The sequence below is a fragment of the Butyricimonas sp. RTP31003st1_G1_RTP31003_210430 genome (assembly GCF_040920905.1).
GTDB classification, from domain to species: domain Bacteria; phylum Bacteroidota; class Bacteroidia; order Bacteroidales; family Marinifilaceae; genus Butyricimonas; species Butyricimonas paravirosa.
Genome location: NZ_JBCOSQ010000041.1, coordinates 1 through 22,415 on the forward strand (window position 1 = coordinate 1; position 22,415 = coordinate 22,415).

At 41.4% G+C, this 22,415-nt stretch carries 28 protein-coding genes; 3 read left to right on the forward strand and 25 right to left on the reverse strand.

Translation table 11 applies throughout. The annotated features are described in order from the left end of the window. From AB5542_RS13155 to AB5542_RS13265, 23 genes are all read right to left on the reverse strand, one after another. A partial coding sequence (locus AB5542_RS13155; RefSeq protein ID WP_368243118.1) for a hypothetical protein occupies positions 1-627 on the reverse strand: 627 nt, incomplete at its 3' end. Between the two features lie 20 nt (positions 628-647). Beyond that, positions 648-1,742 carry a Clp protease ClpP gene (locus AB5542_RS13160; protein WP_270430159.1) on the reverse strand — a complete coding sequence of 365 codons (1,095 nt, stop codon included), beginning with the start codon at positions 1,740-1,742 and terminating at the stop codon, positions 648-650. A 53-nt stretch (positions 1,743-1,795) separates the two neighbouring features. Then, positions 1,796-2,206, reverse strand: a complete 411-nt coding sequence (locus AB5542_RS13165) for a hypothetical protein (RefSeq protein ID WP_270430160.1) — start codon at positions 2,204-2,206, stop codon at positions 1,796-1,798. 24 nt (positions 2,207-2,230) lie between these two features. Further along, the gene (locus tag AB5542_RS13170; protein ID WP_278701285.1) at positions 2,231-2,776 is read right to left on the reverse strand and encodes a hypothetical protein; all 546 of its coding nucleotides are present in this window, start codon (positions 2,774-2,776) and stop codon (positions 2,231-2,233) included. A 544-nt stretch (positions 2,777-3,320) separates the two neighbouring features. After that, positions 3,321-3,569 carry a hypothetical protein gene (locus AB5542_RS13175; protein ID WP_278701283.1) on the reverse strand — a complete coding sequence of 83 codons (249 nt, stop codon included), beginning with the start codon at positions 3,567-3,569 and terminating at the stop codon, positions 3,321-3,323. Beyond that, complete coding sequence (locus AB5542_RS13180) at positions 3,562-3,807, reverse strand: hypothetical protein (RefSeq protein WP_278701282.1); 246 nt, start codon at positions 3,805-3,807, stop codon at positions 3,562-3,564. The genes AB5542_RS13175 and AB5542_RS13180 overlap by 8 nt, the downstream gene beginning before the upstream one ends. Further along, a complete protein-coding gene (locus tag AB5542_RS13185; protein WP_278701281.1) occupies positions 3,800-4,003 on the reverse strand; it encodes a hypothetical protein in 204 nt (67 codons plus the stop codon). Before AB5542_RS13185 ends, AB5542_RS13180 begins: the two co-directional genes overlap by 8 nt. Before the next feature lie 358 nt (positions 4,004-4,361). Further along, positions 4,362-4,778 carry a hypothetical protein gene (locus AB5542_RS13190; protein ID WP_270430162.1) on the reverse strand — a complete coding sequence of 139 codons (417 nt, stop codon included), beginning with the start codon at positions 4,776-4,778 and terminating at the stop codon, positions 4,362-4,364. A 185-nt stretch (positions 4,779-4,963) separates the two neighbouring features. Then, positions 4,964-5,479 carry a phage antirepressor N-terminal domain-containing protein gene (locus tag AB5542_RS13195; RefSeq protein WP_279038259.1) on the reverse strand — a complete coding sequence of 172 codons (516 nt, stop codon included), beginning with the start codon at positions 5,477-5,479 and terminating at the stop codon, positions 4,964-4,966. A 39-nt stretch (positions 5,480-5,518) separates the two neighbouring features. Beyond that, positions 5,519-9,463 (reverse strand): DNA primase, encoded by a 3,945-nt coding sequence (dnaG, locus tag AB5542_RS13200; protein ID WP_279038257.1) that lies wholly within the window; start codon positions 9,461-9,463, stop codon positions 5,519-5,521. Next, positions 9,438-9,857 (reverse strand): XRE family transcriptional regulator, encoded by a 420-nt coding sequence (locus AB5542_RS13205; RefSeq protein ID WP_279038255.1) that lies wholly within the window; start codon positions 9,855-9,857, stop codon positions 9,438-9,440. The genes dnaG and AB5542_RS13205 overlap by 26 nt, the downstream gene beginning before the upstream one ends. Beyond that, complete coding sequence (locus tag AB5542_RS13210) at positions 9,848-10,054, reverse strand: hypothetical protein (RefSeq protein WP_279038253.1); 207 nt, start codon at positions 10,052-10,054, stop codon at positions 9,848-9,850. Before AB5542_RS13210 ends, AB5542_RS13205 begins: the two co-directional genes overlap by 10 nt. A gap of 13 nt (positions 10,055-10,067) precedes the next feature. Continuing rightward, positions 10,068-10,304 (reverse strand): hypothetical protein, encoded by a 237-nt coding sequence (locus AB5542_RS13215; protein ID WP_279038252.1) that lies wholly within the window; start codon positions 10,302-10,304, stop codon positions 10,068-10,070. Between the two features lie 49 nt (positions 10,305-10,353). Then, on the reverse strand, positions 10,354-10,722 hold the full coding sequence (locus AB5542_RS13220; protein ID WP_270430169.1) for a hypothetical protein: 369 nt from the start codon (positions 10,720-10,722) through the stop codon (positions 10,354-10,356). Positions 10,723-10,798: 76 nt separating this feature from the next. Further along, the gene (locus tag AB5542_RS13225) at positions 10,799-11,230 is read right to left on the reverse strand and encodes a hypothetical protein (RefSeq protein ID WP_279038250.1); all 432 of its coding nucleotides are present in this window, start codon (positions 11,228-11,230) and stop codon (positions 10,799-10,801) included. A 300-nt stretch (positions 11,231-11,530) separates the two neighbouring features. Next, positions 11,531-11,764, reverse strand: a complete 234-nt coding sequence (locus AB5542_RS13230) for a hypothetical protein (protein ID WP_279038248.1) — start codon at positions 11,762-11,764, stop codon at positions 11,531-11,533. Then, positions 11,761-12,276, reverse strand: a complete 516-nt coding sequence (locus AB5542_RS13235; RefSeq protein ID WP_279038247.1) for a hypothetical protein — start codon at positions 12,274-12,276, stop codon at positions 11,761-11,763. Before AB5542_RS13235 ends, AB5542_RS13230 begins: the two co-directional genes overlap by 4 nt. 18 nt (positions 12,277-12,294) lie before the next feature. Further along, positions 12,295-12,690, reverse strand: coding sequence for a hypothetical protein (locus AB5542_RS13240; RefSeq protein WP_279038245.1), 396 nt, complete (start codon positions 12,688-12,690; stop codon positions 12,295-12,297). Between the two features lie 56 nt (positions 12,691-12,746). Next, the gene (locus AB5542_RS13245; protein ID WP_279038244.1) at positions 12,747-13,268 is read right to left on the reverse strand and encodes an ASCH domain-containing protein; all 522 of its coding nucleotides are present in this window, start codon (positions 13,266-13,268) and stop codon (positions 12,747-12,749) included. A gap of 228 nt (positions 13,269-13,496) precedes the next feature. Next, positions 13,497-15,296 carry a DNA cytosine methyltransferase gene (locus AB5542_RS13250; RefSeq protein ID WP_368243120.1) on the reverse strand — a complete coding sequence of 600 codons (1,800 nt, stop codon included), beginning with the start codon at positions 15,294-15,296 and terminating at the stop codon, positions 13,497-13,499. 452 nt (positions 15,297-15,748) lie between these two features. Next, a complete protein-coding gene (locus tag AB5542_RS13255; protein ID WP_288215061.1) occupies positions 15,749-16,324 on the reverse strand; it encodes a helix-turn-helix transcriptional regulator in 576 nt (191 codons plus the stop codon). Between the two features lie 61 nt (positions 16,325-16,385). Next, the gene (locus AB5542_RS13260; RefSeq protein ID WP_279038241.1) at positions 16,386-16,607 is read right to left on the reverse strand and encodes a hypothetical protein; all 222 of its coding nucleotides are present in this window, start codon (positions 16,605-16,607) and stop codon (positions 16,386-16,388) included. Positions 16,608-16,675: 68 nt separating this feature from the next. Then, complete coding sequence (locus AB5542_RS13265) at positions 16,676-16,891, reverse strand: hypothetical protein (protein ID WP_279038240.1); 216 nt, start codon at positions 16,889-16,891, stop codon at positions 16,676-16,678. 124 nt (positions 16,892-17,015) lie between these two features. On the opposite strand from AB5542_RS13265, the gene AB5542_RS13270 reads away from it, so the two are divergent. Next, the gene (locus AB5542_RS13270) at positions 17,016-17,414 is read left to right on the forward strand and encodes a helix-turn-helix domain-containing protein (RefSeq protein ID WP_279038239.1); all 399 of its coding nucleotides are present in this window, start codon (positions 17,016-17,018) and stop codon (positions 17,412-17,414) included. Between the two features lie 291 nt (positions 17,415-17,705). On the opposite strand, the gene AB5542_RS13275 is transcribed toward AB5542_RS13270, so the two are convergent. Further along, a complete protein-coding gene (locus AB5542_RS13275; RefSeq protein ID WP_279038238.1) occupies positions 17,706-18,170 on the reverse strand; it encodes a thioredoxin family protein in 465 nt (154 codons plus the stop codon). A gap of 219 nt (positions 18,171-18,389) precedes the next feature. Beyond that, positions 18,390-18,665: an HU family DNA-binding protein gene (locus AB5542_RS13280; RefSeq protein WP_087419090.1), complete on the reverse strand. Its 276-nt coding sequence runs from the start codon at positions 18,663-18,665 to the stop codon at positions 18,390-18,392. Positions 18,666-18,885: 220 nt separating this feature from the next. Here AB5542_RS13280 and AB5542_RS13285 point away from each other — a divergent pair, with 220 nt between their 5' ends. Together AB5542_RS13285 and speA are read left to right on the forward strand one after the other, a co-directional pair. After that, positions 18,886-20,349 carry a hypothetical protein gene (locus tag AB5542_RS13285; RefSeq protein WP_279038237.1) on the forward strand — a complete coding sequence of 488 codons (1,464 nt, stop codon included), beginning with the start codon at positions 18,886-18,888 and terminating at the stop codon, positions 20,347-20,349. Positions 20,350-20,506: 157 nt separating this feature from the next. Further along, positions 20,507-22,399, forward strand: a complete 1,893-nt coding sequence (speA, locus tag AB5542_RS13290; RefSeq protein WP_087419088.1) for a biosynthetic arginine decarboxylase — start codon at positions 20,507-20,509, stop codon at positions 22,397-22,399. Positions 22,400-22,415: the final 16 nt, after the last annotated feature.

The following is a 22,415-nucleotide window of genomic DNA, read 5'->3' on the forward strand; positions in this document are numbered from 1 at the left end:
CTCTACCCCTTGATAGATCTCGGAAATTTCATCAATCGCGGCCTCGACTTGATCGAAAACAGTTGTTTTATCCAATGCCCCGATAGAGAGGAGTTTCATGGAACCGTCATCGACTCCTTTTTGTAATAATAATTTCAGGCCGTCCATGGATTCTTCCGGTTTTCCCGCGGTAGATCCCGTGGGAGCCTTGTACACCCCGTCATAGTAGACCATGGATTCCATGTCCTGGTGGATTCTCGGGATCAAGTAATTTTCCATCAAGAAACGGATTAAAGGCCAATCTTTACGGGAAAGATCTTGCCCTGCCAAGAAACCCAACCAGGAACTTTTAATATCATCCGGCCAGATGTCAAGGTCTACTTTCATCCGGCGTTTCCTGATCTCTTGGGGATGGAACTCTCCCGGGTCGGTCGGGGTCCACGATTTTTTGAAAGGTTGGACGATCGGACCTATATCGAATGAGGCCATCCTGTACACGTCGTTATCTGTCTTGATCGGGGTCATGTGAGTGGGAGTAACGGAACCTTGGGTTAATATTTTAATGATATTATTAAGGTTTTGACCACTGTTTAAATAGTAGGCTCCGTAGGCCTGTACGATTTCACTAACTAATAAATCTGCTGCCATTTTTATTACTTGTTTAAAGGTTATTCTTGCATGTGTTTCATCGAATTGAGTTTCTCCCAGTCAACGCCATCTTCTTTGTGTTTCTGTTCGTGAATCCCGGAAATGGGGGTTCCCGGCTTGGCGGCTAGTTTTTCCCGGATGACGTTTATTTTTTTCGGGAAGGAGCTTTCTGCCGCGATATCGGGGTGTAGTTCGTTAAGGGTCGTGACAGCGTTGTTGTACTCCGTTTCACATTGCTTGATGTTGCTGATTTGTTGGTCTCGTTGGGAGATGGCATCTTCAAGGGCCTGGAGTTGTGTCGCGTTCAAGTAGCATCCTTGCCCGTCCGTGCTTTCCAAGTGTTCCACTTTCAAGATGGAATTAATTCTGTCAAATTTGTTCATGAGGATTGTTTTTTGATTATGGTTATCGTTCGTGTTTGTTTCGGGTACCTGCGATTTTTTGGGCATGATATTTTTGATCCCGGACACGACTTTGTTCACGATGGTGTCAACATCCAAGTTTGATGATGTTCTTTCCCCGGAAGGTAGGCGGGGAAGGCCTAGTGCGTTGAACTTCTCCGAGACACGGGAAGAATCGAATCGAGTGGTGGTTTTGTACACCTCGTCCACGAATCCCCATTCTTTGGCTTCATCCGCGGTTAACCAAGTATCTTGTTTCATCAAGTTGAGAATATCAGTGATGGATTTACCACTTTTATCCGCGTACGCTTTTGCCGCGACAAGGGTCATTTTCTCGTTCTCGTCCTTGATTTTTTCAAGATCGGAAATCAACTCGGAGATCTGATCCTCGTTCATGCTGCCCCAGGCATCAACCCAGCTTAGGACTTTATGGATAAGGTAGAATGAAGATTCACTCATGCGAGTATGTTTGGCCCCGAGTGCGATGAACGTGGCGGCACTGGCGGCATAACCGGAAATGTCAACAAGCACGTTTCCATGTTTCGAGAACTCGTCTTTTATACTCACCCCAACGAGAAATTCTCCTCCAAGACTGCATAAGTGGCAGATGACTTGATCTTTCCCGGCTTCTTTTAAAAATGATTTCACGTACCGGCTATTATAACCGTAAGAGGAGATGTAACCGTCAATATCGAATTCAATAACTTTTGCCATAATACTGTTTTTCAGGCAATATTATGGCATTGTCGATAATATAAAAAGGACAGTTAATCCGGCAAAATAGTGGGAGGGAGGCGTAATTTACGGGAAAATTTAAGTTCGACGTGGTTGAAATCGGAAAAGTCACTGCCGCTTTTTTGATCATATTCATGGTGGAGTGGTTCTTCCTTGTTTCCTTCCAACCTGGAGATCCCGTTCGTGTCGATCGTTATTAAAACGTAAAGTAGCGGGAATGTTTTGATCAGTTCTTCTGCCTTATCTGAACGGGGTATTTGACATTTGATTTGTAGATCATAATATTTTCCTTTTTTGTCTTCCTTGTACGAGCAAGAACGTTCACCCGTGTCGTAGGTGAAGGGGATGTTAATTAATTTGTCCCTGGATATGATTTTTCCATCTTTGGATAAATTGGAAATGGGGCAGATAAACATTTTGTTTAAACCTCCGGTGTTATTCATGGTTATATGTTTTATATATGATATTTATTCTTGTCCCGATTTAGGGAAAGATTTGGATAATGTCCCACTCTCGGACATAAATTCCAGAAATATTTTATTTAATTCGTTTTTAAAGTTCGTGATGAATTTCGACTGGACGGTTTTACCGTTTCTCGTGAAGTCTTTTCGAATGGCCTCGGCACTCCAGACGTCTTCCGGGAAATTGAATTTTTCTTGAAAATCACGGATACATCTGGCCAAAGGGATCCCGATACTCCGGTTGTTAGCGATGTAAACACGAGCGAAAAATTTGATCCGGCGTTCCAGGTAACAATTAAGTCGCTGCGTGGCCGTCTTCGTGAGAGTGAAGCCGTACCGGTGAAAGGTGTCCCTTGATATCCGGAAGCAAACGGTATCAGTGTACTTGATCTGTAATGTCTTGTCCAGACGTGTCGCTCCTTCTTTCAACAGGAATTCAACCATGTTATTTAATTCCGGATCTTTCCGGATGTCTACCGGGGAACCGAAATTATTCTCGAGAAACGCCCGGATGTATGGTTTAACGGCAACTGTAATGGTGTAATAGTTCATCTCGATCTATTTGTGAATGGCTAAATTATTTTTCGTGTATAGTTTTTTAATTTTTTAGTAACCTACCGACCTACCGACCTACTTTTTATCGGAATATTTTGCTAATATACTCAATTATAACGCACTTGACAATGTTTTATCGGAATATTTTCAATTAAAAATGTCGACCTACCCGACCTACCGGGGCTTTTTTGGCTTGTTTTGGTAGGTCGGGAATTTTTTTGAATAATTGCCGTGAAAAATAGAGATGACCTACTCGACCTACCGTGACCTACCAACCTACCCGGTAACCTACGATAACCTACTTCATGTATATATTATTTATTTTCTTATTAAATATTTATATTATAGTGTATTACGTGCTTGTCAAGTTTCGAGAAATGTTTCCAAGGTAGGTCGGTAGGTCGGTAGGTCGCACTTTTTGAAAAACTTTTCTTGTAAAACACACTCTTATTTCTATTCATTTTATACCGGGGGGACGGGGGGATAAAAAAAGGGATACCGTGAAAATGGTATCCCCAAAACGTGATGCTTTAAAATGTTCTCATGATCTCGTTTGTAATAGCCAGACGAATTTACCTTGGCCGGCCACGGGAACGCACTTGAATCCCTTCTCCCGTAATTGTTCGTAAATGTCCTCCATGGGGATAGGGTAAACGGAGTTAAACATCTCGAGTATCTCGGTGGAGGTGTATTGCTCGTTTGATTCCTGCCACGTGTCGGCGGGGGAATATCGTTCAAGGAACGAGTCCATTAATTCCTCGAGAGCTTCCAGGTATTTGTCGTTACACATGTTTAACCTCCTTTCTGATGACGGACGTTAATAGATTTCCGGCAGATACGAATGCGGCTTGAATGGCCTCGATGAAGTTACAGGCTTCCTTTTCCGAGTTGGTGAATCGGGAGGTCGGGATGTTCGAGTTGATGGCGGGGTAGATGCCTTGAATGGCTTGACAGATGTTTTCCATGTCCCGGATGCAAGATTCGATAACGGCTTTCTCGGCTTGGGTCGATGCTTGTTGGTTATTCATGGCATACCTCCTTCCTGCAAAAATGGATGGTAGCTTGCATCTCGGATAATCTCGCTCTTGCTTTCGCCCATGCTTTGCGGTAAATCTCCACGTGAGGGGAGTCAAGGTTGTTCAGGAATAGTTCTCGGAAGGTATTTACCTTGTTTCGTTGAGCGATGATGCCCCGGGGTGATGGGGTTTGAGATTGTTTTTTCATGTTACGTAATTTTAAGCATTTGTAGGTACCATATAAAAACGGTGTACCTTTCCCGCTGCTTAAAGTCTTACGTAAGGCTCGTCCACGCCATTATAACATGGACACGGGGGTATACACCGCGTATCTTGCAACATAGTTTCCTGATAGATATAAAAAATCCACCTTCGTGAATCCGGGGTGGTCTATCTCCACCTTACGTATTAAACTTTAAGCGTTACAAAAGTAGGGGAAAGTTGTGATATGGCAAAATAAAAACAAGGAATTTCCATGTTTATTTACATCTTCTCCATCGCTAGAGAAAGATACTTTGGTGGTACTGTTTTTCTTTTTGTTCTTTCAACAATGAGGTTGGAATTTTTTAAAAATCTATTGCGTATTTCAAGGAGATCGTTTTGTCTTCGTCCTCTGCTTTGATCACGAAAGGTTCCTTGTCCCTGCATATGTAAATACGAGCATGAAATGTTTGAGAATAATTGTAGTTATTTACAGAACACTCTAGCTGTGCGACAAAATCTTTAGAAACGGGACCGTAGGTTGCTTCCCATTCGGAAGTGAGAGATCCCGTCAATTCTATTGTTTTGCTACCTTCCTCGGTCGTGAACTTGATCGTTTTGATGGGATTGATATGTTGTGTCTTGGCTGTTACCTCGTATTTCACGTAATATCTTACGTCTTCTTCTTTTTCTTCTTCTTTTTGTGGGGTATCATTATCATCGGAGGAACAAGCACACAACAAGAAAGATAATGCCATTATAACTAATAAAAACTTTTTCATACCTTCATTTATATTTGAGATCCCCTATATTGAATCTATTTCATTTTTGGGGTAACGAGGATTCACTCGTCTTGCCAAAGGAGATCTTATATTTATTTTATGTATTTAGTATTGAACATTGCAAATATGGAAAGAAGTTGCGAAATCACAAAATTAATTTTCTTCAGGAAATTTATTTCCTGAAGTTATTCTTGGAATAGTAATTTTAATTGTTGTTTATTGGCCTTGAAATCTTCCCACGTTAAATTATCCACGGATTTAAGTTGTTTGCGTAGTTTTTCTCGGGATTCATCAACAACGTCAAGTTGTTGGCGTAATTTTTCTTTTTGTTCGCTTTTCATTTTGTGAAATTCAGGCTCTTCCACGAATTTCTCGTAAAGGATATCACATATTAATATTTGATATTTTAAAACGTTTTCTCTCGCATCCTCTTTTACCTTGTTGGGATGAATACCTCCGAGCCAAAGGAAGAAGCGTTTCAAAGAAATGCAAAGCATGTCTCGTTGTTTTCCGTCACCTCCAACTATTGGGATTAACCCAATGGTTGAATTAAAAACTGGATGAGATTTTAGCACTTCTGTTTGTGTCGGATAGTCAATTCCTAAAATTTCACACACGGGCTTTATTGCCACGTAACGTTGTTCGTTTACAACCGGACATTCGATACTGCCGCTTTCGATTTTGATGGTTTCTGTTTTCATGTTTTGGTAATTTAAATATTTGTTCAACTTGTTATGTGTTTAAAATGGTTTCTCGTCACTTGCCGGGATCATCTCTTTTAATTTGCTTTGTGTTCCCGGTTCCGGAATGGTTTCGTCCGGGGCATTTCGTTCCAAATCAATATCGAAATATTGTTTGAATATCTCGTAGTTTAAAGCTAGACAGCTTGTTGTTTGTTCCTTGCGTTCCACGATTCTGATCATCTCGGATGATTCCTTGCCGTTAGAAAGATCACCCTTGGGAACCTCGTTCACGACATTCCAAGAAAATTTCCGCGAACTCACGATACCGATATACGCGGGGTTCGACCTCAAGTTTTGCTCGATCGTTGATTGTGTCGTGTCCTCGTCTCTAAAGGATGATTGGTTGTACATGGTGAACACGTTCGAGATCCGGAGGAAAAGAACTTTCATGGAGGCTGGGGAAAGTTGCCGGACTTCTTTCTCGTTTCCGGAGAGTTTTAACGTGAGTTTTCCCGGTTGACTGATGGCAAAATCTCGTCCTTCTTTGATCGTGTTGTTGTTAATCATCACCTCGACGGCCTTGAAGAACCCGGCGAGCTTGTCCGTGTGGGAGATCATTTCAAGTTGCGTCTTAACTTTACTGATGGCTATGTTGAAAAATTCATCATAGGTGAATGGTAATTCTAGGTGTGGGGCGAACTTCTCTAACAATTTGCACGTGGTTAGGAACAGGGAAACAGTTTTGATGATACGTACCATGTCCCCGGAGGCGTTACTTCCGGCCACGATCGCTTTCGTGAGACTCTTGTCGATTTCTCTCAAGTGTCCCTTGAAATGTTGTCGGATGATCGGCCGTAATTTCAACACCTCGAAAAGAATGTTGCATAAGCCGATTTTCTCGTGTTCTTTTAGCTTGTCAAAGATTTCTTTCTCCCGGGTGGTGTATTCTTCATTCCGTTTGGGAACCTCGCATAACACGACACGGTTCATCAAGGCGTTATCGTCACGTTGCGGGGTCTCTTGGCCGAGAATGATAACCGGGCTATTTACCTTCGAGGTGTCAATATCCTTGTCGGAAACTCCCTTGCGTTTCTGTTTCCCGTCACCGTCATACGTGATCGCTTTCAAACCTTGAAATTTATCTTTCGAGATATCCTTGTTGTTATACTCTTCCAGAACTTGAGGAACATCCCGGAATCCTTCCATGAGGGTGAAGAAGGCTGCATCGGTACCGGAATTCAGGTTAAAGGAGGGTGCGTCCCGATCAACGTAGAGGGAACGAATGGAAATGGCGATCTGGGTTTTCCCGGACATGGTGGGACCGATAAAGAATAACGCCGTGAATAACCGGTCGATCACGTGAATATCGGATCGGAAAGCGCACATGATGGCGTATATGATTGCCCATTTCCCGTTATCGTTGATCTTGTAGACCTCGTTCATGAGTGATGCCCATTCTTTGAAGGAACATTGTTTATCCACCGGGATATCCCGGTACGTGAATTTTCGAAGTTGCTCGTACTTGTCGTTATCGGTACGAAGGTTCGCGTAAATCTTGCTGAAAGCCGGGGAATAATAGTTTATATCATCATGCGTGACGACCCCTAGGTCGTTAGTGTAATCAATGCGGTACTCGTTATCCACCTCGTGAAAGATGGCGTTGGCGAAAGCGTAGAATCCTTCCTGCTGTTGCCCGAAAGTTTTCAGCTCCACGCATTTCGTGTAATTGTAACTCATCGCTTGCCGGATTCGCTTGAAATGTTTCACGTCCCCGTTCTCGAAGTTAAGGGCTTCCTCGTTCAAGAGGATCTCTTCAAAAGATTGAAGGGAGGCCAGGGATTTACTTTTAATTTCAATGTATATCGGTTGTTTGGAGTATAAGCGGTTGATTTTAATAACACGTTTGTTGTATTCTGAATCCTTGTCGTAGATATGCAATAACGGGATCATGTAAAAATCGGCAACTTGCACGTGGCCACTTTGGCCGTTCCGGAACATGTAACAGACCGGATCCCCGTCTTTGTTTATGAGGGGATAGAATCCGTGACGGCGGTAAACACGGGAATATTCCTCGTTTTGTTCGACGTAATCGGGTAGGGCCTCGGGATCGTAGTTTAGTATCGAATCGTCGATATCTATCCGCTGTGTGATCAAGGCAGATTTCGCTTTCCTTTTCTCCAGATGTGGTTTTAAGATCTCTTTATATTGATTGGCGGTTAAACCGAATGATTTTTGCCAAGAGGTGGCCATGATGGCTCGAACTGTATCGGAAGCGAAAGAGATGGTTTCCGCGCAACGATCAATCATAATCGCTTTTTCCGTGTCTGTCGAGTTGGGTAGCGAATGGCTGTACATGTTCACGTAGTATTGAGCGAACCCGATGGTGTCTTCTCCCGGAATCCTGATGTTAATCGTTGATTTGGCCTTGAAAATCTCTTTCAAGAGTAATAAAGAGGAAGATTCATGATTCACGTCGAAGTTTAACTTTTCCGGCTCGTAATACTCGAAAAATTCGATAGATCTGGAGAGGTTCTGTATTTGATCAGCCCCGGGAATGCCTTTGTAATAAATAACGGGCGTATCCCCGTAGTACCGGGTGAATGTCGAAAATTCTCCCGTTAGAATACACGGTTCTCCCGTGTTTTGAATGAGTTCAATAGCTTCCTCTACCCCGTAAAACCCCGTTTGCATCTCTTCTTCCCGGGCGGGAATCATCCGGGTTAATTCTTTTAGTTGTTCGGTTAGTGTTTTGAATTCTATATTGAAGGTGGCAGATAATTTTTTGAGATAGGCTTCACGAAGGGGTGCTTTTTCCACGTGGGCGAGTAATTTTAAAAGTTGGGTTAGGGTTTCCTCGCTCGTGATCGGGTCGTCCAAGGTCTCTTTGTAAACGTCAATCAAGTAAGAGAGAAAATCGACTTCCGTGCTTTTTATGTATTGCTTGAGTTTATCCGGGGATAGCTTCCGGGCGAAACTATCCGGGTCTTCCCCGTCGGGTAATGGTATGCAACGAACGTTTGCCCCTTCCGGCAGAAGGTTCTCGATACTCTTGATGGTGGCGGCCTGTCCGGCCTTGTCGCCGTCAAAAACGAGTGTTATATTTCGGGTGAAGCGAATAAGTTGTTTGAGGTGATTTGTGGTCATGGCTGTCCCTGAACCTCCTACCGTGTTCTCTAGCCCGGATTTTACCCATGAGAGAACGTCGAATTGTCCTTCCGTCCAGAAAACTTTATCTTCCTTGATGATGGCATTTCTTGCTTGATATAAACCGAAAATAATATTTCCTTTTTTGAATAAATCGGTCTCCCGGCTATTGCGGTACTTGGGTTCATTATCCTTCGGCTGACGGTAACGGGCCTGAAAACCGATGATGCTTCCGGTAATGCTGAAATAAGGAAACACGATTCGATCTTGAAAATAATCGTAGTACGTGCCTCTTTCGCTTTTCCCCTCGATGGAAATGTCGAATAACATCTCGTCGGAAAATCCCTGTTTTTTCAGAGCCTCGGATGTTGCCCGGTGAGCCATGGCATAACCGATCTGGTAACGTTCTATAATCGAATCCTCGGGAGAGAATCCCCTTTTTATCAAGTATTCTTTCGCTTCCTTTGAAAAGCGATTTCGGGTAAATAGGAGCGTGGCGGCTCGTAAAGCGACCTGTTGTGCTTCTCTTTTTTTCTCTCGTTGTAATTCTTCCGGGGTGAGTTCCTTTTCCGGGATCTCGATGTTGTAACGTTTCCCGAGATACCGGACGGCTTCAGGGAAAGACATCTTTTCATGTTCCTGGAGAAAGCTAATCACGTTACCTCCTTTTCCGCATCCGAAACATTTGTATATTCCCTTTGCCGGGGAAACGGTGAAAGAACTTGTTTTCTCGTTATGAAACGGACACATACCCCAGTATTGTCCGCTTCTTTTCGAGAGTTTTACGTGTTCCCCTATGATGCCGACGATATCGGCTGTCCCGAGTATTCGATCAATTATTTCCTGTGCTATTGCCATCCTCGCTAAAATTTAGAGATAATTGTTTGATTTCAAGGACTTCTTTCATGGTGATATCAAAATGTGAAATTAACCGAGAATATTCATCTTCGTTGATCTGTTGCTGCCCTTTGTATAGAGCCCACCATCTTTTTTGTGATATCCCCACGGCATCATAAAATGCTCGTGTTGGGTTAAAATATCCCGGGTCCTTGAATTTGATCGTGAGAATCTCTTTAACAACGTTACGGGTTACTTTCTCGTTCACGATGATCCGATTCCGGTGAATGTATTGTTCTACGGCCTTTTCCGTTTTCCTAAGGTGTCTGGCCATCTCGTGAGGGGATAATTTCCCGATGTTGTCTATCACGAATTGTTTTTCTGCCGGTTTCCAATGTTCTCTTTTTAGTAGCATCTTTTTATGATTTTAGTGTAATCCTCGCTGAACTCGTATTCCGGGTGTGTTAGGATAAATTTACAGCAAAGTTTAATAAATAGGTCTAGGTTTTCTTCTTTCACGATTTTCCGGATATCGTAAAAAGAATTGTCTTTTAATTGTTCGAGAGCTTCCCACACGCGACATTCGTATTCCTGGAAAGCGATTACGCCCATGGATTGGATGTATTCACGGATCCACTCCCGGTTTTTCATTTTGTGTTCGCTCAGGTTCATGCGTGTTTAATGTTGGATGTCCTTTTAATTTTTCGTACTCGATAGTGACAATTCTTTTCAATATGCCTGTCCCATCGCAAGTGTCACAAATTTTGTAATCATGTATCCTTTCATCACCCGTGGCGAAACGTAATTGGCCGTGGCCCCCGCAACGAGTACAAATAACGAGTTTCGTGTCCCTGGTTTTCATATCGTGAAAAACGTTTTTAACTTTCAGGTTGATATTTGATATGAGTTTGCTAGATCTCGTTTTTGGTTATTATGGCGTACATGTCATTGTCTGGATGAGTCGAGATTTGGAATTTTACCCTAGAGGAAGTTCCTGTACTCGTGAAAACGTTTTGAGCAACCACGGCGAAATTACAAACCAATCCACCGTTACCGCTCGTCGTGGCTCGTAATTCGGCTCCTTTATCTTCCGATATTTTCATGTACCAGTCTTTCGGGTTCTCTTCATCTTGAAAGAAAATAAGTTTATCCCCGGTTTTTAGGCCTATTGTCTCCACGGCTTTCCTGTTAAAACTGATGCAACCTGACTTCGTGAATGTTATGGTTGCTATACCTTTCAAGGATTTTATTCCGGTTGTTGAGAATTCTTTTAGTTTCATGTTAATTTGAATTGAGTCGTTTCTTCTATTGATTGTCTTCCTTTTCAATGATATATCATGATTTTTCGGGGGCAGATTAATCATCGAAATCCTCGTGGTGTAAATTATACCCGACTAGAATCGCTTTTTTCAATTGTTCTCGGGAATCATAATTACTTGAATCTTCTTGTAATATCTTGTCTGCTAATTCATAAGCTTTTTCTTCCAGAGACGTTTCACCTTCCCTGGAGTACTGGATGGCCATCCGGGATTTATATCTTGAGTTTTCATGATTCATTTCAACGGATATAGCCACTTCTGCCGCGTTCATGCCGATGCCCGCTCTTGTCATTTTTATTAAAAGGAATTGAGCCAATTGAAAACAATCTTCCCAACTTGTTATTCCTTTCAAATACCCGTTAATACCGGACTTTTGACCAGCCTCGAACATAGATTTGGCGAATGTCTCGCCTGCGTTACAACCGTTGTTCTTAACGGTTTCCTCGTATATTTCTTTAAATGTTTTCATACTCGTTTAATAATTAGTCAACTTCATTTTATCCAATTCCTGTTGAAATATTTTTCCGAAATAGAACATTTCTAATCCATGATTACACGGAATTGATCTGAATCTTATCGTCATCCGGAATAACCCGAAATGACGATATACACCATCTTTACATTGCTCGTAACTCATTTTTATACTTACAAATTCATAATTAGGGCAACGACGTAACGTTCGAACAAAAGCAATGTATTGCTCTATCCTTATATATAAAACGGTTGTATATTTTCTTTTATACATATCGTGTTTTTGCAGTTATAACTATTAACACTGGATTGCCTCTTGAATACCATCACAGGCTTGTTCTAAATATTCCATAGATTCCTCGATCGCTTGAATAATTTCATCCATGCGCTCGGCTTTCGAGCTTTCCTGTAAATTATCGGGTAGGTTATCACGTGCCTCCTGTTCTTCATCCCGAATCTCCTCTAGTTCATTTTTGATTATATCAATCTGCTCTGATAAATCTTCCAATCTTTTTCTTCGATCTTTATTCATATCGTTTTCTCCTTAACCTGCTTTATTTTTTGTTTTAATCGTTCTTCTGCCGCTTTCACGTTAGCCATCTTGATCACGAGTTTCTTTCTCGCTTTCAACAAGTCTTCATCGGTATTTTCATCGAAAAACAAGTTGTTTGCCTTGTTATAGGCAATGTATTCATCAATTTTCCGTTGTACTCTCGTGACTTGCGCTTTTGCGGAAGTTAGAGTTTTCAAGTCTGCAGTAAACTTTGGATTGTTCCCTAAACGCTTGTCATAAAAACTAAAATAGCAATTCACGTGATCTTTCGGGTATTTACAAACAAGCTTGGCCCGTCTCCAGTTTACCACCCACTCCCAACGTTCATAAACCTCACGAGGTAAATCATAATTGAAAATTTGTTCCCTGTTACGGTTCTTGTCCACACGTTCGATACTGATAGAAACCCACTTTTGAACACCCAGTTCCCTTTCAGCCTTGGCAAAATCTTTTGCCATTTGAATAAAATCATCCGCCTTCTCTTGTCTCATTACCGGTTCCCTTTTGAATTAATCTCCGATGATCACCCGGTATATACCCTTTTGTTTCCCTTTGAAATCATCAAAATTTACCAGTTGTTGTTTCAAGTATATTTCTAATGCCACTTTTCTAAACCTCTCGTAGTTTCGACGATCAAGGGGATAAAACTCCCATTTTCCCAAATCTTTCGTTAATTCTTCACGAGAATGAGCAAAATGGGCGGTACAATTATCTCGTCCAAATTCATGCTTACAATCGCAAAATTGTAAATCTTTAGACACGCATAGTCTCAGTTTTTCTAAATATTTAAAGCTAAGCCTTTTTTCACCTAGCCGGGAGAATTCTTTTTCCTCCAAAAAGGCTTTTAATTCTATATGGTAAAAACCATTATCACTTGGTTTTCTATAAAAATAATGGATTTTCATAGTTTGTATTTAATAATTATTACCTATTGCCATGATTCAAATTGTTTTCCTATTGATTATTTATTCCAATATCCTCCGCAGTAGAGGCATTCGAAGTGATCTGCCATACGTATAACCTGATTCTCTTCTTTTATATTCATCGTACAAATGCAGATTCTATGTCCGTCTTCGTCAAACTCCGGTTCGGGAATACCCGAATAGTTCCAAAAACTCAATTTACCCTTAAACGGGATTGGTTCTCGGAATTGAATGGGATTAGCAAGTATCCAATTCCAAACATCTTTTTCTGCCCATATTGACGGGTGCTCTCGCACGCAATCGACAATTTCAACACTGCCAACAATAGAACCGAAAGGATATTGACTCCAATCAGTTCCCGATTTTGAAATCTGCCGAATAAATTCATCGACTTGTCTAGCAACCGGGTAGTCCCAAAAGTTTGCGGAGCTTTTTCCTGCATGAATCAATATCCTTTGCCCGATATACTTCTTCGGGCATTTCCATGTTCTATTTTCAATGTCTTTAATGCCATGTACTATTAAAGAAGCCCAAGGTTGCTTTATTGTTATTGTCTTCATGTCTTTTTCTAATTGATTTATTCGATATAAACTTGAACAACAAAATTGAACTCCGATAGAAGTTGCCTAACCTGGAGTATATCGTATGGATTCTTACCGTATGGGATAAATATCGTTCGTTCTTTTGTCACGCAACGAACGCCCTTCTTCCGTAGACGATAGAGGATATTGTTTCTTCGCTTGTATCTTTGGGACTCCATACGTTGAATTGATGTCCATTATTAAATATTACGCTACTAGTGTGATAGGAGTTAATTTCAATTCATGCAACTTTTTCGCTAAAGCCTCGCACAAAACTCTTGCCATGTTTACCTCGACGGCGTTACCGATAAATTTTTTCTGATCAGCTTGCGTGCCGATTAAAATGTAACTTCTTGGGAAGCCCATGATTCTCTTGAGTTCAGGAATTTTCAGCATCCTCATTTTGATATCTACTATACCATACAAGGCCATGAACTCTTTTATTTTACGAGCCATGTGACTATCAGTATCGTAAATTTCGATTGCGATTTGTCCGGATTCAGTTACGATTAAATAAGGTGGTCTTTTATCCATTTTTGCGATTAAGGTGAAACAAGGATTATTTATTGATCCCCCGGCAGAGTGAAATTGGGGATTCATCAAGTAGTGCCATTTCCGGTTGGCCGTGATCACTTGAGACGGTTCCTCGATCGAACTACCCACGTTATTAAAATTCGTGTTCATTATCCATGGTTGGCATTTCACTAGGGCATATTTGGGATTGACAGTCAACGTACCAACGGGGCGATCAATCCCGGCAGGTCGACTCTTCCCGAATTGTTGGTCAATAAACACCAGACGTTGTTTCGGTACGGTTGTTATTGTCGGGCAGGGATGATCTATTTCTGATAACTGACCTCCACCAGAGTAATAATTCATGAAAAATGGCGAAACAAGTGATAAGCGATCTTTCGTTGTGATTGTCGAGGCGGGACAGTTGATCGAACGAACGTTATCCCCATTCCCATAATAAGCTGCGAGAAAATCAGAGGTTATTAAAGCGTGATTATCTTTCGTTTTAATTGTATGTGCTGGTTCGTCCACGCTGATATTTTTGCTTTCGGGGTGACCGGAAAAGTATTTTGATAAGAAATTAACATGAGCTATTCCTAGACGATTTTGACAAGTTACAGCATGACAAGGGGCGTCGATATCGGGAGCTTGATATTTACCATTTCGATTCATACTGTTCCATTTGATCATGAATGCCTCTTTGCCCCCGGCAACAAACTTGATTAATCCAGCGTATATTCTCTCCAGTGTTTTTTCGGATAATGGTTTCTGCCGTCCGAAAATTGAATTACCTTCATCCGAGAAATCTAAAACATCTTTGACTGGTTTCCACTTCTCTAGGTTTCCGGTAAGAGATTGTCGAGGTTCTTTGGCGTGTGTCGGTTCCGGGAATACGATCGGTAATCCTTTCTTGGCGAAGATACCGAAGAACCGTTTCCGGGTGGTATACGCCCCGTAATTGGCAGCGTTGAGAATCCGGTATTCGAAATCATACCCGTATGATTTTACATTGAAAACCCAGTGAGTATAATCCTCACCTTTAAACATCGAGATCGGTTTACCATTTTCATCCATTGGTCCCCAACTCATAAATTCTTCCACGTTCTCGATTTGGATGTAATCAGGATTTATGGCTTCAATATACCGGAATAAATGTTCTGCTAGTGTTCGGCTGTCTGCATCTCGTGGTTGCCCTCCTTTTGCTTTGGAAAAATTTGTGCATTCGAGTGAAGCCCAAAGAACCACGAAAGCTGACGGGTATAATCTTTTCATTTTATCCAAGTGAGAAACAAGTGGTGTTAGTTTTAGCGTTCTGATGTCTTCCGTGAAATGCATCGCTTCCGGGTGGTTCGCCGCGTGAGAGGCGATGGCTTTAGCGTCATGGTTCACGCAAGCAATAACTTTAGCGCATGAGTTACTATTAAGTTTGGCTAGTTCGACCCCGCTTGAAGTTCCTCCGGCCCCGCAAAATAGATCAATGTATAATAGTTTCATAATGTGATTTTTTTTACGAGAAGATCTATGTAAACATGATCTTCTCGTTGGTTATCTATCTGGAAACTTGATTGTGATAATTTTTTACCGGGATATCAAATTCTGGAAAGTGTTCATTTGCTATAAACGCTTTGCCCTCGTAATTCCATGAAACTTGAATCCGCCCGAATTTCGGATGGTGGATGATTCCGAAAGCTTGGAGTATCTTTTGGGATTTATCGTGATAATTGAATTTGAGGAATTTTATCTTTAAATTTCCTTGTATTGAATCTCGGGCGTTCTCGAAATCTCTGACCGAATAAATACATTTATGATCGAATAATATTTTAGCTACCGTGTACATTTTTTTCTTTTTAAGTGCCGGGGCGACAATTTATCGCCCCGACGATTGCAAAATCTAACAAATTGAGAAAAAGTTTTTTCATGTGGTTTTTCACGTCGGGGGGACTTCGTTACTCAACCATACCTATAATCGTGGCGGCATTGGCCGCTAAAGCAGCCATGTTTCCCGCGTTTAGTTTATCTCTAAGTTTATTAATTCTGGATCTTGTTCCGGAGATGGACAAGTGTAACGTGTCCGCGATTTGTTTTACCGATTTACCGGATATGATCTCTTGTAGGGTGGCAACATCTTGATCTTTTAAAGAAGACGCTTGGCCGCAAAGACGTCCTCTGCCGGGACAATTCTTTCGCTTGCAGGCAGAATTAAACGAGTCTTGAATCAATTTACCGTCCAAGTAATCCGGGGTTGAATCCAAAGCTCCGAACGAGCAAAACAGCCATTGTTTGAATTGGACTTCAATACTCGTGATGTTTAATTCTGTTTCGAAAAAATGTTGTGCTTTCTTGTCTTTGACAAAAGCTCTGAAAAACACTTGTTTGATCATACTTGGTAAATTTTCAAAAGTTGTTACAATCCCCTCGTGTAAAGCAAATGCTTTAGTTCCGATGTAAAAGACCTCGGTTCCGTGGAATATTCCTGCCGGAATGTTGGTTAGGGGTTCTTTTTCTTTTAAATTTGTATCCATAAATCTTTTAGATTTCAAATCCCGTTGAAGTGTGGTGACCTAGACGGGATTTTGTTTATATTTATTGATTGTCAGTTAATTCAGCGTCATATTCGTGTCTTAACAAGGATCTTAGGTTTGAAAGTATTTCCCCGTAAGTTTTAAGTATTTTGGTGGCATCATCAGAGCGTGCCCCGGGATTGGTTTCTAGTTGTTCTTTGATTGTCGTTATCCTCGTGATCTCTTCACGGATAAAAGCGATGTTTTGGCGAAGAATATTTATATCCAAATCAATACCGTTCATATTATCATCATTTTTGATGTTGTTTTGTGTTTCGAGATGATTTTACTTTGTGAATAAAAATGACATCTTTAAAAGGTAATTTCGTTTTGCTCTCCAATGAGTTTTTGGATAGCCTCTTTTTCGAGTTTGGAAAAACTGTTACGTTGCAACTTGGTATAAAAAGTCGAAAATTGTATTCCCGACACGCGGATAAACTCGTTTCTGAATTCTCTTTTTTCAAGAGGTTCAAGAGAATCATACCATTCCCGAAAAGTAATTTGTTTCGTTTTTACGGCTGTTTCCATCTGAATTATATTTTTTGTTATTAACTTTATAATGCAAAGTTATTTTATAAAATAAATAATTCAAATATAAAATAGGATTTTATTATATAAAGGAGTAATTTATAAACGGTCTAAAGATATAATCATGTTTAACGGTCAGAATATAAAGCGTTTATCAGAGATTAAAGGAGTCAAGATAAAAACCGTATGTGAGCGTACGGGAATTAGTCAAGGATCTTTTTACACGATATTGTCGGAAAGGGGCAATCCAACGGCAGATAATTTGGAAGCTATTGCGGACTTTTTCGAATGTTCTATTGATGATTTTTTTGACCGGAAATCTTATGGAAAGGAACAATCGTGTACTGTTTCCGGGAATGGTAATAAGGTTCAAAATGGAAAGCATAACGTGATGATGGAGGACCAAGCAAAAGAAATAGAATACTTGCTTAAATTATTGAAGGAGAAAGAGGCTTTGTTGGAGGCAAAGAATGAATTGTTGCGGGAGAAAGATCGGATTATAAGGTTATTAGAGAATAAATAACGAGACGTAATCGAATAGTGAATTATAATTATTTTTCATAAAATAGAACATTTTTGGGATACCATTTTTTATAGTTAACAAAAATAGCAAAGGGCGAAATTTTATGCTATTGAAAAGTTGAATTTGTTCATTAAGAAATGGATTAATATAGACAAAAGAGACAAGAGTTAATTTATTAATGATGAAGCTACTTGTAGAGGTATTAAAATCCAGTCATCTCGACCATGCTAACAGGAACTCTGGTATTCAGAGTTCCTGTCGTTTTTAGGAGTGAGTTCCTGTTCTCTCCGTTTACTTTTTCATCGTGAAGTGTGCCGATAGTTCGTCAGCCGAATAAAAGCCTGTGTGGCGGAAGAACTCTTTGCCCTTTTTGTCAAGTAATACTTGGGTGGGAATTGTGGCGACTCCGTAGTATTCGAAGAATCTTTTGCTCTCTGGTTCCATTAAGTTCATAAAAACTACATTGACTTTCCCCTTGTATTCGGTTTTTATTTTCTCCATGACTTCTTCCATTTGGCGACAAGAGTGACAGCCTGTGGAGCCAAATTCAATGAACGTGTAATCGTAAGTTTTCCCGTTATGATGATAGTTGTATTTTTGGGCAATCGAGTCGCTGATACTTTTTTGGGAGTTGGCAGATAATTGTTCAATCTTACTTTGTGAGATGTAGGTGGCAATGTCTTTGTGAAAGATCATGAGAGAAAAAAACATCAAGATGATAAGTGCGACCGGTACGTATGTTTTGTATTCTTTCATGATTATATTTTTTTAAAGATTCTATAATGGAGACTGTCTATTCGTAAATTTACGAATAATATTCATGCGAATCAAATGTTATTGAAATATTTTTTATGGAATGATGGGGTGTGTATTGACAACGAGGGACGGGGAAGTAAACGTTCTTTGAAGGGGGATAACCACTGAACCCTTTGTTTTATGAAAAGAAAGAATTCAGTGATTGTATCTTGTCAGTTATTATTTTAAGCTTTTTGAAGCTGCACGTTTGGCTAATTTAAAACGGATGGCTTTTCTTTCCGGGAGTTGGACAACTATTTTTGAAGCTGGATTATAGCCTTTGCGTGGTTTGTAAGTTTTTACGGTAAAGCTGCCAAAGTTCATTAACCGTACCGATTCTTCTTTTTCCAGACTTTCTAAAATAGTCTCGAAAATGGAAGAAAATACTTTTGCCGTGTCTTTTCGTGATATGCCGGTTTTCTCTGTCACGGCTTTAATTATTTGTTGCCTGTTCATGCTCTTTTATTTTAGATTTATAGTGTAACAAAGTTATGTATTAAAAAAACAGGAAACAAATAATTTAGTATGAATTATGCCTAAATAGGTAGATTGACGAACAATTGTACGAAACGGTTCGAAATTATAGAATATTCTTCTGCAAGAAGGAATCCTTTTAGCTTGGAGTACTTTGTTTTCATTATACTTTTTTTCGTATCTTGCGTTGTGATTTTATGATATGATAGATATTCAGGTTAAGTTGCATGATCGGTACTCCGTGGAATGTAAGGTTGGCTACCATGTTGACCGGGACACGGGGGAGAACGAGTTCAGGATGAACACGTGGTTTTTCGTGCCTCATAGTTTGGATATTAATGCTTCGACTTATCCCAAGGAGGCTTTTTACCGGGATGTGAAGTCCAACGTGCGTTTGATCACCCCGATTTACACGTTGGAGGAGATTGCGAGTGGCGAATGGACGCCTTTCGTTTTCTTGGAGGATGCGTTCCAGCATTTGGTGGCGGATGGGACGAGGGATGCGTTAGCCTCTTACGAGTACCAGATCAAGATGTTTACATCCATTTTTAAAAGTGCCCTTCGGGGGATGGCGGGAGAGACGATTCATCATGAGGTGGAAAGTGGTGAACGGGAAGGGATGGTCAATCGGTATGTTGAATACGTGCAATTGATCGTGAAATGGTATCGGGATTTGAAGACCATTATTAACGTGCCGGGTATTCCCCGGGAGGCGTTGAATTATTTCTCTTTCGGGGATGAGTATCTTTCCAATCTGGTGGAGTTTCATACGTTCAAGTTACTGGACGGCTTGAAGACGACGGATCCGGGATGTTATGATCGGATGGTGAAGTTATTGTTGTCTTTGGTACATTCGGAGATTGATTACAAGAAACAGAACGGTTATCTCGTGGCAGATCCGGAGAGTAAGGATCGGAATCGGACGGTGATCTATCGGCGGGGGATGCTGAAGAAATACGCGGAGAGTGATTTGTTCTTAAAGGCATCGAAGAAAAAGGATGGAGTACTGGTGGAGCAGATATATTATAGTATTGCGGCAGGACTTTCCATGATATTTGCCACGGTGGTAGCTTTTTCATTTCAGAAAAAATACGGGAATTTCACGATGCCGTTGTTCGTGGCTTTGGTGGTGAGCTATATGTTGAAGGACCGGATTAAGGAGTTGATGCGTTTTTATTTTGCCCATCGGCTGGGGAAGAATTATTTTGACCGGAAGACAACGATCAGTATGAACGAGAGAGTGGTCGGGTGGATCAAGGACGGGGTGGATTTTATCTCGGAAAGGAAAGTTCCGGAGGAGATTATCGAGCGAAGGGCCCGTCCGGATTTGTTGGAGGCGGACAATCGGAATGGCGGGGAGAAAATTATTCTTTACCGGAAATGGGTGCAACTCGATCCGGAGGCGCTTGACGAATATAGCCAGTACGATATTGCCGGAGTGAACGAGATATTGCGTTTTAACGTGGGGAGTTTCGTTCAGAAAATGGATGAGCGGGACTACGAGCTATACGTGCCGAGGGGAGAGGCGGGTTATGGCCCGATCATGGGAGACAAGATATATTACCTTAATTTCTTGATACAATTGCTACATGGGGAGCAGGTCGAGTACAAGCGTTACCGTTTGGTGATAGATCGGGACGGTATTCAGGAGATCCAGAAAATGTGAGGTCGTTTGACGGGATTGTTATTCTGACTGGCATGATGCCGGGGAGCATGAAATCTAATGGCTAAAATCGTGAAATCCTAGGCGATTAAGCGTATAATATTGAAAATATATTGTAGCTTTGCGGGACAATCAATCTTAATGAGCTTATAGAATAAAAATGAGAAAATGGAGTATTGACGATTCAGCAGAACTGTACAATATTAACGGTTGGGGGCTGAACTATTTTTCGATTAACGAGAAGGGACACGTTACAGTAACGCCGAAAGTCGGAGGACCGAAAATTGACATCAAAGAATTGATGGAGGAACTTCAGGTGCGGGATGTATCAGCTCCCGTGTTGTTAAGGTTCCCGGACATCCTTGATAACCGGATCGAGAAAATCTCTAGTTGTTTTCAAGCCGCGGCAACGGAATATGGTTACACGGGGAAAAATTTTATCATTTATCCTATTAAAGTGAACCAGATGCGCCCGGTAGTGGAAGAGATTGTCAGTCACGGGACCAAGTATAACATTGGTCTTGAGGCAGGCTCGAAACCGGAATTACACGCGGTGTTGTCGATTGATATTGACGACGATGCGATGATCATCTGTAACGGTTACAAGGATGAGAATTATATCGAGTTGGCTCTTTTGGCCCAGAAAATGGGACGAAATATATACTTGGTTGTAGAGAAACTGAACGAATTGAGAAATATCGCGACAATCTCCAAACGCTTGAAAATTCGCCCGAATATAGGAATTCGTATAAAACTGGCTAGTTCCGGGAGCGGCAAGTGGGAAGAGTCCGGAGGAGATGTCAGTAAGTTCGGGGTAAATTCGAGCGAGTTGCTGGAAGCCATGGACATTCTGGAAAAGAACAAGATGACGGATTGCTTGAAGTTAATCCATTTCCATATCGGTAGTCAGGTGACCAATATACGGCGTATCAAGACGGCGTTGAAGGAAGCCTCTCAGTTCTACGTGCAATTGAAGAATTTAGGATACAATATACATTTCGTGGATATTGGCGGGGGCTTGGGTGTAGACTACGATGGAACACGCTCGGCCACGAGCGGGAACAGCATGAACTACTCGATTCAGGAGTACGTGAATGATGCCGTGTCTGCGTTAGTAGATGCTTGCGAAAAGAATAATCTGGAGCAACCGAATATTATCACCGAGTCGGGACGTTCTCTGACGGCACATCACTCCGTGTTGATTTTCGAGGCACTTGCCAGTACAAGTTTGCCCGCTTTCGATGAAAACGAGGAAATCGACGAGAATGCTCACGAGCTGGTGAAAGAGTTGTATGATTTATGGGAGAACCTGAATCAGCCCCGGTTGATCGAGACATGGCATGATGCTATGCAGATTCGGGAGGATGCTCTCGGTTTGTTTAATCTTGGCTTGATTGATTTGTTCACCCGTGCGCAAGTGGAACGGTTGTTCTGGTCCGTGGCTAGAGACGTGTACGACATGGCAGTGGCCACGAAACATGCTCCGGACGAGTTGAAGAAAATCTCCAAAATGTTGCCGGATAAATATTTCTGTAATTTCTCGTTATTCCAGTCTTTGCCTGATTCATGGGCGATCGACCAGATATTCCCGATCATTCCGATTTCTCGTTTGAACGAGCAGCCGACTAAATCGGCAACAATTCAGGATATTACCTGTGATTCTGACGGGAAGATTGATAATTTTATCTCGACGCGTAATTTCTCGTACCATCTTCCGGTACACGAGTTGAATAATAAAGAACCGTATTATTTAGGGGTATTCCTCGTGGGTGCCTACCAAGAGATTCTTGGTGACCTGCATAACCTGTTCGGGGACACGAATGCCGTCCACATCAAAGTGAAAGGTGATGATTACGTGATCGACAAGGTGATTGAAGGAGAGACGGTGGCTGACGTGTTGGAGTACGTTCAATTTATGCCGAAAAGAATGGCTCGTACGGTAGAGGTATGGGTAACTTCTTCCGTGAAAAAGGGAATTATCTCGGCAGAAGAAGGACGGGAATTCTTGTCTAATTACCGTTCCGGACTGTACGGGTATACCTATTTGGAATAATTCGATAGATAATAAC

Coding starts and splice junctions, on each gene's coding strand:
- AB5542_RS13220 (WP_270430169.1), bottom strand. CDS start 10,722: ATGAAACTAAAAGAATTCTCAACAACCGGAATAAAATCCTTGAAAGGT.
- AB5542_RS13230 (WP_279038248.1), bottom strand. CDS start 11,764: ATGAATAAAGATCGAAGAAAAAGATTGGAAGATTTATCAGAGCAGATT.
- AB5542_RS13270 (WP_279038239.1), top strand. CDS start 17,016: ATGTTTAACGGTCAGAATATAAAGCGTTTATCAGAGATTAAAGGAGTC.
- AB5542_RS13175 (WP_278701283.1), bottom strand. CDS start 3,569: ATGTGTAACGACAAATACCTGGAAGCTCTCGAGGAATTAATGGACTCG.
- AB5542_RS13205 (WP_279038255.1), bottom strand. CDS start 9,857: ATGCTACTAAAAAGAGAACATTGGAAACCGGCAGAAAAACAATTCGTG.
- AB5542_RS13265 (WP_279038240.1), bottom strand. CDS start 16,891: ATGGAAACAGCCGTAAAAACGAAACAAATTACTTTTCGGGAATGGTAT.
- AB5542_RS13260 (WP_279038241.1), bottom strand. CDS start 16,607: ATGAACGGTATTGATTTGGATATAAATATTCTTCGCCAAAACATCGCT.
- AB5542_RS13225 (WP_279038250.1), bottom strand. CDS start 11,230: ATGAAAACATTTAAAGAAATATACGAGGAAACCGTTAAGAACAACGGT.
- AB5542_RS13280 (WP_087419090.1), bottom strand. CDS start 18,665: ATGAACAGGCAACAAATAATTAAAGCCGTGACAGAGAAAACCGGCATA.
- AB5542_RS13210 (WP_279038253.1), bottom strand. CDS start 10,054: ATGGGCGTAATCGCTTTCCAGGAATACGAATGTCGCGTGTGGGAAGCT.
- AB5542_RS13285 (WP_279038237.1), top strand. CDS start 18,886: ATGATAGATATTCAGGTTAAGTTGCATGATCGGTACTCCGTGGAATGT.
- AB5542_RS13160 (WP_270430159.1), bottom strand. CDS start 1,742: ATGGCAAAAGTTATTGAATTCGATATTGACGGTTACATCTCCTCTTAC.
- AB5542_RS13195 (WP_279038259.1), bottom strand. CDS start 5,479: ATGAAAACAGAAACCATCAAAATCGAAAGCGGCAGTATCGAATGTCCG.
- AB5542_RS13235 (WP_279038247.1), bottom strand. CDS start 12,276: ATGAGACAAGAGAAGGCGGATGATTTTATTCAAATGGCAAAAGATTTT.
- AB5542_RS13255 (WP_288215061.1), bottom strand. CDS start 16,324: ATGGATACAAATTTAAAAGAAAAAGAACCCCTAACCAACATTCCGGCA.
- AB5542_RS13165 (WP_270430160.1), bottom strand. CDS start 2,206: ATGAATAACACCGGAGGTTTAAACAAAATGTTTATCTGCCCCATTTCC.
- AB5542_RS13170 (WP_278701285.1), bottom strand. CDS start 2,776: ATGAACTATTACACCATTACAGTTGCCGTTAAACCATACATCCGGGCG.
- AB5542_RS13185 (WP_278701281.1), bottom strand. CDS start 4,003: ATGAAAAAACAATCTCAAACCCCATCACCCCGGGGCATCATCGCTCAA.
- AB5542_RS13275 (WP_279038238.1), bottom strand. CDS start 18,170: ATGAAAGAATACAAAACATACGTACCGGTCGCACTTATCATCTTGATG.
- AB5542_RS13215 (WP_279038252.1), bottom strand. CDS start 10,304: ATGAAAACCAGGGACACGAAACTCGTTATTTGTACTCGTTGCGGGGGC.
- AB5542_RS13250 (WP_368243120.1), bottom strand. CDS start 15,296: ATGAAACTATTATACATTGATCTATTTTGCGGGGCCGGAGGAACTTCA.
- AB5542_RS13190 (WP_270430162.1), bottom strand. CDS start 4,778: ATGAAAAAGTTTTTATTAGTTATAATGGCATTATCTTTCTTGTTGTGT.
- AB5542_RS13240 (WP_279038245.1), bottom strand. CDS start 12,690: ATGAAAATCCATTATTTTTATAGAAAACCAAGTGATAATGGTTTTTAC.
- AB5542_RS13180 (WP_278701282.1), bottom strand. CDS start 3,807: ATGAATAACCAACAAGCATCGACCCAAGCCGAGAAAGCCGTTATCGAA.
- AB5542_RS13245 (WP_279038244.1), bottom strand. CDS start 13,268: ATGAAGACAATAACAATAAAGCAACCTTGGGCTTCTTTAATAGTACAT.
- dnaG (WP_279038257.1), bottom strand. CDS start 9,463: ATGGCAATAGCACAGGAAATAATTGATCGAATACTCGGGACAGCCGAT.
- speA (WP_087419088.1), top strand. CDS start 20,507: ATGAGAAAATGGAGTATTGACGATTCAGCAGAACTGTACAATATTAAC.